General features: G+C 63.3%; 11 protein-coding genes. 8 read left to right on the plus strand and 3 right to left on the minus strand.

Features of this window, described 5'->3' with window-relative positions; translation table 11 throughout:
• The first annotated feature begins 7 nt into the window (after positions 1 to 7).
• The 8 genes from VJZ71_15740 to VJZ71_15775 all read left to right on the plus strand — a co-directional run bounded on the left by VJZ71_15740 (position 8) and on the right by VJZ71_15775 (position 8,598).
• The gene (locus tag VJZ71_15740) at positions 8 to 1,423 is read left to right on the plus strand and encodes an SPFH domain-containing protein (GenBank protein HKQ49524.1); all 1,416 of its coding nucleotides are present in this window, start codon (positions 8 to 10) and stop codon (positions 1,421 to 1,423) included.
• Positions 1,420 to 2,625 (plus strand): ABC transporter ATP-binding protein, encoded by a 1,206-nt coding sequence (locus VJZ71_15745; GenBank protein HKQ49525.1) that lies wholly within the window; start codon positions 1,420 to 1,422, stop codon positions 2,623 to 2,625. The genes VJZ71_15740 and VJZ71_15745 overlap by 4 nt, the downstream gene beginning before the upstream one ends.
• Before the next feature lie 25 nt (positions 2,626 to 2,650).
• A complete protein-coding gene (locus tag VJZ71_15750; GenBank protein ID HKQ49526.1) occupies positions 2,651 to 4,384 on the plus strand; it encodes an ABC transporter permease in 1,734 nt (577 codons plus the stop codon).
• A 4-nt stretch (positions 4,385 to 4,388) separates the two neighbouring features.
• Positions 4,389 to 4,766 (plus strand): hypothetical protein, encoded by a 378-nt coding sequence (locus VJZ71_15755; GenBank protein ID HKQ49527.1) that lies wholly within the window; start codon positions 4,389 to 4,391, stop codon positions 4,764 to 4,766.
• A 135-nt stretch (positions 4,767 to 4,901) separates the two neighbouring features.
• The gene (gene fusA / locus VJZ71_15760) at positions 4,902 to 6,932 is read left to right on the plus strand and encodes an elongation factor G (protein HKQ49528.1); all 2,031 of its coding nucleotides are present in this window, start codon (positions 4,902 to 4,904) and stop codon (positions 6,930 to 6,932) included.
• Between the two features lie 46 nt (positions 6,933 to 6,978).
• The gene (locus tag VJZ71_15765) at positions 6,979 to 7,206 is read left to right on the plus strand and encodes a hypothetical protein (GenBank protein HKQ49529.1); all 228 of its coding nucleotides are present in this window, start codon (positions 6,979 to 6,981) and stop codon (positions 7,204 to 7,206) included.
• Complete coding sequence (locus VJZ71_15770; protein ID HKQ49530.1) at positions 7,203 to 7,586, plus strand: retropepsin-like aspartic protease; 384 nt, start codon at positions 7,203 to 7,205, stop codon at positions 7,584 to 7,586. Before VJZ71_15765 ends, VJZ71_15770 begins: the two co-directional genes overlap by 4 nt.
• Positions 7,573 to 8,598: a lysophospholipid acyltransferase family protein gene (locus VJZ71_15775; GenBank protein HKQ49531.1), complete on the plus strand. Its 1,026-nt coding sequence runs from the start codon at positions 7,573 to 7,575 to the stop codon at positions 8,596 to 8,598. Before VJZ71_15770 ends, VJZ71_15775 begins: the two co-directional genes overlap by 14 nt.
• A gap of 400 nt (positions 8,599 to 8,998) precedes the next feature.
• Here VJZ71_15775 and VJZ71_15780 read toward each other — a convergent pair whose 3' ends face one another.
• The 3 genes from VJZ71_15780 to VJZ71_15790 are packed head-to-tail and all read right to left on the minus strand — an operon-like array spanning position 8,999 to position 13,322.
• Entirely contained in the window at positions 8,999 to 9,631 is a 633-nt protein-coding gene (locus VJZ71_15780; protein ID HKQ49532.1) for a hypothetical protein, read from the minus strand.
• A 55-nt stretch (positions 9,632 to 9,686) separates the two neighbouring features.
• Positions 9,687 to 10,682 carry a KpsF/GutQ family sugar-phosphate isomerase gene (locus tag VJZ71_15785; GenBank protein HKQ49533.1) on the minus strand — a complete coding sequence of 332 codons (996 nt, stop codon included), beginning with the start codon at positions 10,680 to 10,682 and terminating at the stop codon, positions 9,687 to 9,689.
• A 54-nt stretch (positions 10,683 to 10,736) separates the two neighbouring features.
• Positions 10,737 to 13,322, minus strand: coding sequence for a polysaccharide biosynthesis tyrosine autokinase (locus VJZ71_15790; GenBank protein ID HKQ49534.1), 2,586 nt, complete (start codon positions 13,320 to 13,322; stop codon positions 10,737 to 10,739).
• Between the last annotated feature and the right edge of the window lie 112 nt (positions 13,323 to 13,434).

The raw sequence follows: 13,434 nt of genomic DNA on the forward strand, positions 1-13,434 counted from the left end.
GCCGCCCATGACTTCGACGCCTTCCCAACCCGATCGCTCTCTGCCCGTCGCTCCCGGGCAGGAGGAAGCGCTCGACCCGGCGAATCAATCGCTGGCCGAGGCCCTGCGCAAGAGCTTCGGCATCCTCAAGCTCCTCATGCTCGTCCTCGTCGTCCTCTATTTCCTCAGCGGCTGGTTCAGTGTCAAACCACATGAGCAGGGCCTCGTCCTCCGTTACGGCCGGATCGTCGGCGCCGCGCCCGGTCAGCCTACCGAGGCCGCCGTGCTCCGGCCCGGCTGGCACTGGTCCTGGCCCTATCCCTTTGAGCGCTGGATCACCGTCCCCACCAGCGAGCGCGAGCTTCCGGTCGAGTTCATGTTCCAGCTCTCTGATCAGGAAAAGGCGACGGGCATCGCCGGGCCCAAGTACAACGCCTTGAGCCCGCTCCGCGACGATTATCTCATCACGGGCGACGTCAACATCCTGCACGCCTCGCTGATCATCAAGTACCGCATCACCGACGCCGTCAACTATGTGACCTACGTCCATCCCATGCCCGCCCCTCTCGCCGGTCCCAGGTCCCCGGCGTTCGAGCGATATCCCGAATACACCATCCTGTCGAGTCTCGCGCGGGATGCCGTGATCGAGTGTGCCGCCCGCGAAGAAGCCCTCGTCATTCGCGGAAGCAAGCAGGACGAATTTCTGCTGGCCGTCGCCCGGGGGATCAATCAAAAACTCGACGAATTGGCCCAGGCGGGAACGCCGCTGGGCATCAGCGTCGACCCCAACACCGGCGTGCTCGCGCCCAAGAGCAGCACCGTCGAGGCGATCCTGCCCCCGCGGCAGGTGCAGGAGGATTTCGACAAGGTCTTCTCCGCCCAGACGGAAATGGCCTCGACTATCACCAAGGCCCGCTCGGAGGCTCGCGAGAGGAAATTGCAGGCCGCCGGTCCGGACTTTGCGCCGTTGGCCGAGGCGATCTCGAAGGAATACGACCTCCTGACCAAGCTCATTTCCACGGAGTCGGCAAAGGGGTCAACGGAGGACCTGCAAAAGCAATACGACGCGCAGCGCGTGCAGGTCGAGGCGCTCCTGGAAAAAGCCAGCGGCAGTGTCCAGGGAATCATCAAGGGGGCCATGATCCAGCGCGACCAGGTCGTCAAGGAGGCCGCCGGCGACTGGGAACAATTCAAGTCCCTGCTGCCCGAGTATCAGCGCAACCCGGAGATCTTCATCAGCCGCCTCCGCGACGAAACCTATGCCCGCGCTCTGGACAACCCGGAAATCGCAAAAATGTGGGTATCCAAGGATCGGGACGGGAAGATCTGGCTGAGAATTCCCCGCAGTTCCGACATGCCCGCGGCCGCGCGGGATAAGAGGGACGATCACGACCTCGGCGCCGGGCAACCCCGCAAGAAAAAACCGGAGCTGGTGATGCCATGAGCACCGACCGCACCCTGCCGCCGGTCGTCGAGTGCGTCGCCCTCACCAAAGTGTTTCAGGACTTCTGGGGGCGGGACAAGGTCCTCGCCGTCGACCATCTCGATCTCGACGTCCGCCCCGGCGAAGTCCTGGGCCTGCTGGGGCCCAACGGCTCCGGCAAATCCACGACGATAAAGATGCTGCTCGGCTTGTTATACCCGACCTCGGGCGCGGCCCGCGTCTTCGGCCGCCCGCCGACGGACACCGCCGTCAAAGCCCGCATCGGCTTCATGCCCGAAGAGTCCTATCTCTACCGCTATCTCAACGCGTATGAGACGCTCGACTACTACGGTCGCCTTTTTAAGCTCGATCGCCACGAGCGCCGCAAACGCACCGAACAGCTCATCGAAATGGTCGGCCTCAAGCGCGCCGGCCGCCGGCCCGTCGGTACATACTCAAAGGGGATGGCCCGCCGCATCGGCCTCGCCCAGGCCTTGATCAACGACCCGGACTTCCTCATCCTCGACGAGCCGACGACCGGCCTCGATCCCGTCGGTACGCGCCAGATCAAGGACGTCATCGAAATCCTCGGCGAGCGCGGCAAGACCGTCTTGCTGTGCAGCCACCTGCTCGCCGATGTCGAGGACGTGTGCGACCGCGTCGCGATCATGTACGGCGGTCGTCGGCAGGCCCTCGGTCCCGTTGGCGATCTGTTGGAACGGCGCGACGTCACACAGATCACCGCCCGCCAACTCAACGACGTCGCCATTCGCAAGATCCGCGAGATCATCGCCCAATCAGGAAGCGACACACTTTCCGTCGATCACCCCACCGACCGCCTCGAATCGCTCTTCCTTCGCGTCGTCAGCCAGGCTCAGCGCGAAAAGCTGCAAACGAGCGGCGCCGAATCGACCGTCGGCGTCTCCGAGTTTCTCGGTGGCAAGGGCGGCACGCCCGCCTCGCTCGTCGACGAGTTGGTGGAGGCCGGCCGCCATGCCGCGCCGCCCGTCGCCGTCGATACGGACGTCTCGTCCCCGCCGGCCCCGGCCCCGCGAACCGACCTCATCGAGCAACTTGAAAAAGGAAAAAAGCCGGCGCCCCCCGCTGAAGTCGCTGGGCCTATTGAATCACCCCTCCCGCACCGCGAACCCGACCGCGCCGTGCTGGAACGCCTGCTTCAACCCTCGCCCTCGAAGCCGCCGCCGTCGGACTCCTCCTCCTGATCTCTCCTCTCACGGTCGCCGCCCCATGGAAAACACCTTCTTCATGATCATGTTCACCTTCGGCGGCCTCATGGGCCTGCTGACGCTCGTGTACGTGATCCGCCAGGCCTTCAATCGCCAGGCCGGCGAAGTCGGCGGCTGGGAGTTGCGCGGCGCCCGCCAGCGCATCACCGCCGTCGCCCGCACGACGCTGGCCGAGGGGATCCGCGCCAAAGTCGCCTCCGGCTTCGCCCTGATGATCCTCGTGGCGATCCCCCTCTTCTGGCTCACCGCCGAAGGCGACGGGACCATCAAAGGCCGCCTGCAGATGTTCATCTCGTATTCGATGGGCTTTACCGGCTTCATACTCGCCCTGCTGACCATCCTCTTCTCGTGTCGCAGCCTTTCCGTCGAGATTGTCAGCCGGCAGATCTACGGCGTCGTTTCCAAACCGATCCCCCGCTGGCAGATCGTCGCCGGCAAGTGGGTCGGCATCATGACGCTCAACGTCTTGCTGCTCGCGCTGGCCGTCCTCATGACCCGTGTCGGCACGACCATTATCGTGGAACGCTACAAGGGTACCCTCCTGCACGACCTCGAAACGTACGGCGCGCTCACGCCCAGCCAGGCCGCCGCCGTGGTCGATCGACTCGAACAGGTCCGGGGGCCCGGCGCCAAGGGAATGGGCAGCCCCCTCATCGCGGCGTTTGCCGACGCCCTCGGAAAAACCCGGCAGCAGATCGGGGACATCCTCATCCGCCTGCCCGAACCCAGCCGTGTCAACCTCCGCCGCTTCGACGAATTGCGCCGCCAGGTCCTCGTCGCCCGCACCGGGATTCCCGCGCCTGTCCCGGACCTGACCAAGGACATCGATGAACTCTATGACCGGCTCAAGTCGGAAGATCGGCTCCCCGAAGGCTGGTCGGACAAGCGCATTCGCGACCAGATTCGCACGGCCCTCGGCGCGCAGTACATCACCATCGCTCCCGGCGACGGTCGCCAATGGGAAATGAAGGGCCCGCCTCCCCAGGAGGGTTCTGACCACATCATGAGCATCCGCTTCAAGTTCCGAACGTCGTCGCCGCCGCTGGCGGCGCGCTTCGAGGGTCGAACGCTGGAAGCCGACACCCTGTTGTGCCTATGGGGACTGGGCGACCCGCGAAAGCCCAATTTCCTCGAACAGGCCGACACATTTCCCGTGAACACGACGAACGAATTGGAAATCCCCCAGCAGGGCATCGAGCCGGACGGAACCATCCGCGTCAGCGTCGTGAATATTGATCCCCGCCGGCTCGATGCGATTTTCGACATCGAAGGCGAAGAAGTGGAAGTGCTTTATCGCGTCGGCTCGTTTGAACTGAGTCTCTTTCAGGCAGCGCTGGCTCTGCTCATCCCTCTGGCCTGCCTGGCCGCCTTCGGGGTTTGCGCCTCGACATTCCTGAGCTTTCCCGTCGGCGCGCTCATCGTCCTCACGCTCTACATCATCAGCTCGTCCATGGGGTTCGTCGCTGATTCGCTCGCCGTCTCCGAGGAATACGCCCCGCCCGACTACGATCGCGACTTGGCCTATCAGATCCGGAAGACGACGGTCGAAACCTTTGGTTGGGTACTCTCCATCGGCGACGTCGACCCCGTCCGCCATTTGATCGAGGGGCGGGCAGTCGGCTGGCGCATACTCTGGGAGAAGACCTGGAAATTCGTGCTCGTGAAAGGGATGTTGGTGATGCTTGTCGCCGTCTGGGTCTTTCGACGCCGCGAACTCGCGGCAGTCATCGTGTGAATCCATGTTCGCACTGCTCTCAGTCTGGATCGCCCTCGGCGCACTGATCACGTCCATCGTCGTGGTCTTCTGGCGCGCCGAAGATCGCGAATCCGTCGTCACGCTGCTGCCCTACACCATCGCCTTCTCCGCCACGCTGGCCGCCGGCGTACTGTGGGGCCTGCGCCGCAAGGAATCTGACGAGCCCGGCGTCGCCGGTCAGCGCCTCCAATCGATCGCTTCCATCGTCGTAAATAGTCTGACATTTGCCGTCCTGCTCGTCTGGCTGCACGGCGTCGTAGACGGTCTGCTTGGCGTCCTCGTCGAGGGCGTCTTTCTGTGCTTCGTTTACTGGCTCTACACGCGAGTTCTGGTGCCGGAATCGTCGGCCACAGGAGGTTGACGTCGTTCCCGTTTGCTTGCCGCTCACGGCCCGCGCCGGTAACATTTTCAGTCTTTGCATCGGCCCGCCGGGAGGCAGAAAGCCCGCGGCGGGTACCTGTTCAGTTGGCCGCGTTTATGGAGAGTCGGAGGCCCCATGCCCAACTACACGACCGAGGACATCCGCAACATCGCCCTGGTGGGACATAGCGGATCGGGAAAGACCTCTCTTTGTGAAGCCCTGCTCCACACGACCGGCGCGACCGGCCGGCTCGGCAGCGTCGCCGACAAGACCAGCCACCTGGACGTGGACGAGGAAGAAAAAGAGCGCGGCATCTCGATCGAGTCGCACATCCTGAGTCTCGCGCACGACAAGCGCGTGCTCAACGTCATCGATACGCCCGGCTCGCCCGACTTCATCGGCCCGGCCATCGCCGCCCTGGCCGCCGTCGAGACCGCCGTCATCGTCGTCAATGCTTCCGCCGGCGTCCAGGTCAACACCCGCCGCCTGAAGGACCAGGCCGCCGCCAACGGTCTGGCCCGCGTCGTCGTCGTCAACCGCATCGACGGCGAGAACGTCCATCTTGACGATCTGATGAAGGCCCTCAAGGAAACCATCGGCCCGGAAGTCACGCCGATCAACCTCCCGTCGGGCGGTCGCAAGTCCGTCGTCGATTGCATCGCCAACGACAAGGGCGACGTCGACGTCTCCAGCGTCGCCGAGGCGCACACCAACATCGTCGAGCGCGTCGCCGAAGTCGATGACGCCCTCTTGAACAAATACTTCGAAGCCGGCGAGCTTTCCGCCGAGGAAGTGGAAGTCAATCTGCCCAAGGCGATCGCCGCCGGGAAGATCGTCCCCATCCTCTTCACCAACGCCCGCGCCAACGTCGGCATCAAGGAACTGCTCGCCTTTCTGGCCAAGGAATGCCCCAACCCCACGCAGGGTAAACAGCGCAAGCTCATCGTCGGCGGCGAGGAAAAACCGCTGAGCGCCGGCGGCCCCTTTTGCGGTCAGGTCTTCAAGATCGCCGTCGATCACAAGAGCCACATCAAGTACGCCTTTCTTCGCGCCCTGGCCGGCCGCCTCAAGCCCGACGGCACGCTGCTCATGCCCGGCGAAAAGAAAGGCGCCCGACCAGGCCACTTTCTCAAGTTTCAGGGGGCGGACCATAAGGACGTGGATGAGGCCATTGCGGGCGACATCATTGCCGTCGCCAAGATGGATTTTCATATCGGGAACACGGTCTTCGGCGACACGGTGGAAGGCAAAGTACCAATGCCGAAATTCCCGAACCCGATGTATGCGCTCGCCCTCGAGCCGACGGCTCGCGGCGACGAGACCAAGATCAGCGATGCCGTCCGTCGCTTCACGGACATCGACCCCTGCTTCAAGGCGGTGCACGACCCGCAGACCCACGAACTGGTGATCAGCGGCGTCGGCGATTTGCACCTCCGCGCGATCCTTTCCAAGATGCAGCGGCAGTTCAAACTCACCGTCAACACCAAGCCGCCAAAAATCCCTTACCGCGAGACGATTACGATGACGGCCGAGGGGCACCATCGCCACAAGAAGCAAACCGGCGGCGCGGGGCAGTTTGGCGAGGTCTATCTCAAGGTCGAACCGCTCCCGCGCGGCACCGAACCGCCCTTGGAATGGTCTTGGGATATCTTCGGCGGATCAATCCCCAGCAGCTTCGAGCCGGCGATTCGCAAAGGCGTCATGGAATTGATGGGCCAGGGGGCCCTCGCCGGTTTCCCGCTTCAGGACATCAAGGTGATGATCACGGATGGTAAAGACCATCCCGTCGATTCCAAGGAAGTCGCCTTCAAGACGGCGGGCAAGTACGCCTTCAAGGACGCCATCCTCAAGGCCAAGCCCGTCCTGCTCGAACCGATCGTCAACATCGAAGTCACCGTCCCTCAGGACAACGTCGGCGACATCACCGGCGACCTCGCCCAGCGCCGCGGCCGCCCCAGCGGACAGGACATGCTCCCCGGCAACCTGGCCGTCATTAAGGCGCAGGTCCCGCTCGCCAGAGTCGCCGACTACCACTCGCGCCTCAGCTCCATCACCGGCGGCAAGGGCAGCTTCGCCATGGAACTCTCACACTACGAACCCGTCCCCTCGAACGAGGCGCAGGCGATCATCGCCCAGTACAAGCCGCATAAGGAAGAGGAAGAGTGAATAAGCAGGGGGAGGCACTTATACTATTGGCGAGGAGCGAGTAATCGTGGCCGATATCCTGTCCATTGCGGAAATTTGCAATCGATACGACTCCGAATGGATTCTCGTTGAGGATCCAGAGGTAGACGAAAACTTGGAAGTCGTTCGGGGCAAGGTAGTATGGCACAGCAAAGACAGGGATGAAGTCTATCAAAAAATGCTTGAGCTTCGCCCCAAACAATCTGCTACCCTCTTTACCGGCCGCATGCCCAAGGACACGGCGATCGCGCTATGAGTTTTTCGTTCGATCCCACCGAGGGCTTAATCATCGTTAACGTGCGATTCTGGGGGCCTGCCGGAATGAGTTATGCCCGGCTGGCGCTCGATACAGGCGCGACGGGCACGATGTTCAACACAGCCAAGCTTGTCTATGCGGGATACGACCCAGCGGCCGCCGAGGAGCGCGTCAGGGTAACGACGGGGAGCGGTATCGAGTATGCCCCCCGCCTGTCAATCTCTCAGATCGAAGCGCTGGGTCAACATCGGAAATCGTTGCCGGTACTCGCGCACACGTTGCCGCCGAGTGCGTCGGTCGATGGGTTGCTAGGTCTTGATTTCTTCCGTGGACATCGTTTGGAGATCGACTTTCAAGAAGGACGAATTGTCCTGGACTAGCGTCACAACCATGTCGGCAAACGGCCCTGTCATGCAGATCGATCCGCCTACTTCGAATCGCCTCGACGCCGAGCCTTCCGCCGATGCGTCCGCATCGCCATCACTTCTGCCCGACCGTCCCATCCCCTGGTTTATCCGCGCCCGCATCGCCTTCGTTCGCGGCTTCCTCATGACCTACGCCCGCTGCTTCGGTCTCTCCGGCCTCTACAAGCTCGGCCAGGCCTTCGCCACGCTGGAATACCTGTCGGACTACAAGCGCCGCCGCCGCGTCGATCGCAAACTGGTCCAATATTTCCACGACGATTTCACGCCCGCCCAGCGCCGCCGCATCACCTGGCGCTATTTCATGCGCGTCCGCTGCGACAAAATGTTCTACACCATCATGGACCGCATCCCCCGCGCCAAACTGATGAACCGCATCAAGCCCAAGGGGCAGGAATACGTCGACGCCGCCCTCTCCGATGGCAAGGGTGTCTACATCGCCCTCTGCCACTTTGGAGCCGCCCATGTTGCCGGCCTGATGGGCGCACTCTTGGGCTATGACATTGCCGGCGTCCGCGACGGCCGGGAAAGCCACGTCCGCCGGTACATCCAGAAAAAGTACCGCGACACCTTCCCCGAAGTGGCGAAGATGAACATCGTCCTCGCCTCGTCCTTCCCGCGCATGCTCTACCGCCACCTGAAGAAAAACGGCGTCGTCGCCAGCCTCCTCGACGTCGAGCGCCAGCGCGGGGATAACACCAAGACCGTTCCCGTCACGCTCTTCGGCGAAACGCGCAATATCCTGGCCGGCCCGGTGCAGATCGCCCTCCGCAACGGCGCACCTACCATTCAGGGGTTCGTCGTCTCCCGGCGCAACTTCTACTACCAGCTCATCGTCACGCCCCCGCTGCTCACCCCCGAACAAGCGCAGGGCGACGAAGACGCCGCGATCGCCAATACCTTGCAACGGTACGCCGCCGGCGTCGAGGCTTTCGCCAGGCGCCATCCCGATCATCTCATGAACATCTGACGCGTAAGCGATTGCGACCCCACCCATTCAGCCGCGGAAGCAATCTGAGAAGTGTAAAAAAGGCGTGCGGCGCCCTGTTGGTTTTGGCGCGGTCAAAGGGCGCCGCAGCGAGTGGAAGACGGGTTTTTCTAAAACTCCCATCGGTCCGGAAACCGAACTCGATGAGATGGAATCTCAATCGATTCTAGGCTAACTGTTCGCCGTAATTCCTACGCCGATTCGACGCGTGGCAATCTGCCCGAATCGGAATCCCCCGAAGCGGAGTGTTATTTCCCCATCGCGAACAGCCGCTCCAACCTACTGTAACATAATATAAGCCAGAATATTATAAGTCAAGCCGGATTCCGGTTTCGGACCTGCAACTTCGACCGGACGTGCCAACCGTCATCGTTAGATCGGATTACTCGACCGGAAACAGCAGCAACTGGCCGCCGCGATTTGCCGGGTTCGCGATTCGGGCCGCTGCCAACCCCGCGGCCGAAGCCACGACCGCCGGTCGGATCGTCCGCACGATCCGATTCCGCACCCCCGTCCGACGCGCGGCCGCCACGAACCCATCAAGGTCCTGAAAGTCCCACTCTCCCCGCGGCACCGCCCGCCCATTGGTATCGCGAACAATCACCCCCCATCGCTCCACCATCCCCCGCACCGCGAACCGGTCGCACCGGCCCTCCTTTTGCCGGCTGTTCCGCCGGGCCTTCCGCACCAGCCAATGGTAAAATTCGTGCATGAACAGGAAAAACGCCAGTTGAACGGCGTCCGCTGCCTCTACCTCATAGAGCTCCCGCCACCATGATCGCCGATCCGACCGGGCCCGGGCGATCTGCGTGCGAATCGCATAGGGGTAGCGATTCCGCCGCCCCAGGTTGATATGAATCCGCGGCGGCCGGTAGTAGCAGCTCCCCGAGAAATCCGACCCCCGGCTGTATCGAACGAACACGCGCATCCCGTCATGCGGCCAGTCCGCCACCGCTTCTTGAAAGAGCCTCTCCAAGGTCGCACTGTCCAAATGCGTGCTGTTATGGAGTTCCATCTCCGCCTACCCCGACATCCCGCCTGGGAAGGCTCGGCGGGAGCCTCGCCCTCCCTTAACCCAGCCCCGCCCGCACCAAATCCTGCAACCGCACAATCCCCACCGGTCGGTGCCCATCCTCGGACACCACAAGAACGGTGATTTCGCTCTCCCTCATAATCCGCAGGCAGTCCACCGCCAGCGTCACCGGCGGGACCGTCGACGAGCGAACCGGCGTATCCGCTGGGTCGCGGCGACTCTGCCGCCACGCCTGCCCCGCCGACAGCTTCCCCGGCGTTTCGCAGCGCGTCAGCAGCCGCCGCAGGTCGCCATCCGTAAAGACACCCAGCAACTCGCCCTTTTCAGCCACCACACAGGACATGCCCAGTCGCTTGCTCGTCATCTCCACGAGCAGCTCATTAAACGTCGCCCTTTCCTTTACGCAGGCGAGTTGCTCCCCGCCGTGCATCAAGTCGGAGGCTCGCATAAGCAAGCGCCGGCCCAGGCTCCCGTCCGGGTGAAACCTCGCGAATTCCTCTTCACTGAATCCCCGCGAATCCAAGAGTGCCATCGCCAGCGCATCGCCCAGCGCCAGCGTCATCAACGTGCTGGTCGTTGGGGCAAGAGCCAACGGCCCGGCCTCCGGTCGCTGGGGGATGGGCAGGACCACGTCCGCGAGTTCGGCCAGTGGCGACTGCCCCGCCTCGCAGATCGCGATGACTTTCCCCCCCACCCGGCGAAAATGCCCGACGAAACTGACCAGTTCTTCGGTGTGACCGCTCTTTGAAAGCGCGAGGAGTGCGGCGTCCTGCCCGACAGCCCCCAAATCCCCGTGAACGCCTTCAACCGGGTGCATGAAGATCGCCGGCGTGCCCGTACTGGCCAGCGTCGCCGCGATCTTCCGCGCGATCAGCCCGCTCTTGCCCAGACCCGAGACGACGACTTGCCCGCGCGCGGCGAGAACCAGCGCGACGGCCTTCTGAAGAGGCTCGCCCACCAGATCGGCCAGGGCGCCCAGCGCCTCCGCCTGCTCCTTCAGCATCCCCCGCGCCAATTGAATCGGATCACGCAATGGGCGTCTCCGTCCGGACTATGGAAAAGCGGATTGTATCGCGGGAATTGCGTCTTAGCGAGGCCGTTCGGCGTCGCCGGATTCGTCGGCGAGTCCCGGTTCCTCCGGCGGGGTGCTGTCATCCAGCTTGAGATCATCCTCGGTCAGCAGCTTCTCGCCGCTGATCGCGTCGATCTCCTGATCCAGATCAATCGTGCCCCAGTCCGAACCGGTCCCCGGGGAAATCGTCTCCACCGTCGGAAGCGGCTCGTCCATCGCGGGGGAAATATCGTCGACCGACGGCAGCAGATCGGCGCCCAATTCCGCCCTCGCGGTCGAGTCGATGTCGCCGGCCTCCGTCGACCCCGCGGCAGGCGCCGCACCCGCGTCATCGGCCCGAAGCTGCCCCCCCTCAACGTCGGACTTGAGCTGCGGCGTCTCGCCGCGTGATTCCTCGCTCGGCTCGCTGTACGCGTAAAACTCGCGGTAGGCCTTGCGGAAGTAGCCGCCGGCGCGGGACTCCACCTTGTTCAGGACCGCGCCGAATATCCTCGAGTTCATCGCCTCCAGCTGCGATTGCGTCCGCTGCAGCGCGCCCCGCGACGTCTCCCGGTACTGGCACACCAACAGCACCCCGTCCACCGAGCCGGCCAGCACCATCGCGTCGCTCACCAGCAGCACCGGCGGGCCGTCGAAAATCACCTGGTCGTACCGCGCCCGCGCCTCCACGATCAAATCCCGCAGCAGCGTGCTGCCCAGCAATTCCGCCGGGTTGGGCGGCACCGGGCCCGCGCTCAGCACGTCCAGGCCCGGCACGCTCGTCGTCGTCACCACGTCGTCCAGGTGCGCCTGGCCGATCAGCACATTGGACAGCCCCTCGTCGCGCATCCCCGCGAAGATCCGCGGCAGGCAGGCCCGCCGGAAGTTCGCGTCGATCAGGAGCACGCGCCGCCCGGACAGGGCAATCGAGATCGCCAGGTTCGTCGCCACCGTCGTCTTGCCGTTTCCGCCGCTCGGACTCGTCACCAGGATCACGCCCTGCTGCTCGGCGGGCGCGCTGAAGAACAGGTTCGCCCGCAGGTTGCGGAACGACTCCGCGACGACCGAGTGCGGGGCATCCAGGCTCGCCGTCTCCACCCGCGGGATTTCGATTTCGTCGTCTTCCGTCGACGGGATGGTGCCGAGCACGGGGATCGAATGCCGCAGGACGTCGCGCGGCGTCCGCACGCTCTTGTCGGCCATCTCCAGAAGCAGGGCAAAACCAATGCTCACTGCCAGCCCCAGGAAACTCCCAATTGGCACCCAAATCTCCCACTTCGGACTGGAGCGCCGCTTCGGCTCCTTCGCCCAGGACCGGGCCTCGATCTGCACCGATTTCTTCTGCCGCAGTGTCACCTCTAGCAGATGTTTCTTCTCCTGAAGCTGTTCGTACTGCGTCTTGTATTGCTCGAGCTCGTCTTCCAGCCGCAGATACTTCGCTTGCTTGGCGTCCTTGTCCTGCTGCTCGGCTCGCGCTTCGATCAGGCTGTCTTTCAACGTGACCAGCTGCTCCTGGGCCTCCAGAAAACTCTGTTTGGCCTGATCGATCTGATTGCGCTGATATTCGACGATCTTGCGGGCGCGCTCCTCCTGGACGCGGTCCGCCGAGACGTCCCGGGCGACTTGCGCTCCTTTCACCACGCGATGGTTTTCCCCAAACCGCGATTTGGCCGCATTCAGTTCCTCTTCCGCCGTCTGAAGCCGTTGTTCGAGCTGATAAATGAACGGGTCCGAATTGATCAGGTTCTGCAGTTCGGCCGTAATGGGCAGGGAATCCGGCGTCGCGTTGGCCAGCGCGTCATAGATCGCCTTCTTGCCGAACATGTCCACCTGCAATTCCGTCACCAGCGCTGTCAACGTCAGGATCCGCTCCTCCGTCTCACGCTGGGCAACTCCCAACACGTTGAACTCCGCGCGGAACTTCTCGATATCCGCGGTCTTTTGATCGAGGAACCCTTTGGCGCGCCCGACTTCCGCGCCGATCTGTTCTTCCGCCTCGCGAATCGATTGCTTCTGCTGCCGGTCCACGATCTCCACGTACTTCGCGACAATCGAGTTGACCAGCTTCGGCACCTCCTCCGCCACTTTCCATGTCACGGAGACGCCCACATAGTTGGAATCGCGAACAGGTTCCGCCGTCAGGATATCGCCCAGAAGATCCACCGGGTCTTCACCCTTCTTGGCCTGTTCCTGCTCCGCCTCGCGATACCAAACCGTGTCGCGAACTTCAGGATCCTGCAGCGCCGCTCCCAGTACTTCAGGGCTCTTGACGAAAAGCGCCTGGTCCTGAAGCAGGCGCGCCACTTCTTCCTCCCGCACCTCCTGCGGCTTGATCGGCTCCATCACGTCGCGCGGGCTGATCGACTGAACCAATACCAGCGCCGTCCCCTTGTACTGGGGGTAATACCGAATCATCAGATAGGTCACTCCGACCGTCAGACCTGCGAAGAACAACGTCAAGAAAATGATCATGACCAGCCGCTGACGGACGATGCGAAGGACCTCGGCCCCGGTCATACCGACGCCCCCAGGAGCGGACGCCGGCGCGGGGACCGGCCGACTCATCGTTCCCGTCGGCAGGCCCATCGGATGCTGCGAAGTGGCAGCGGTCAGCGTGGTCATTCTTGGTCTTTCCGTCCGTCCGGGCGCATAAAAACAACCTCCCCGGCACAGGGCGGACCCTCAGCAAGGACCCGCCAATGTACATTTCGACGTTTCGGACCCTCAGGCTCCG

The organism is Phycisphaerae bacterium (assembly GCA_035275405.1).
Classification (GTDB): domain Bacteria; phylum Planctomycetota; class Phycisphaerae; order UBA1845; family UTPLA1; genus DATEMU01.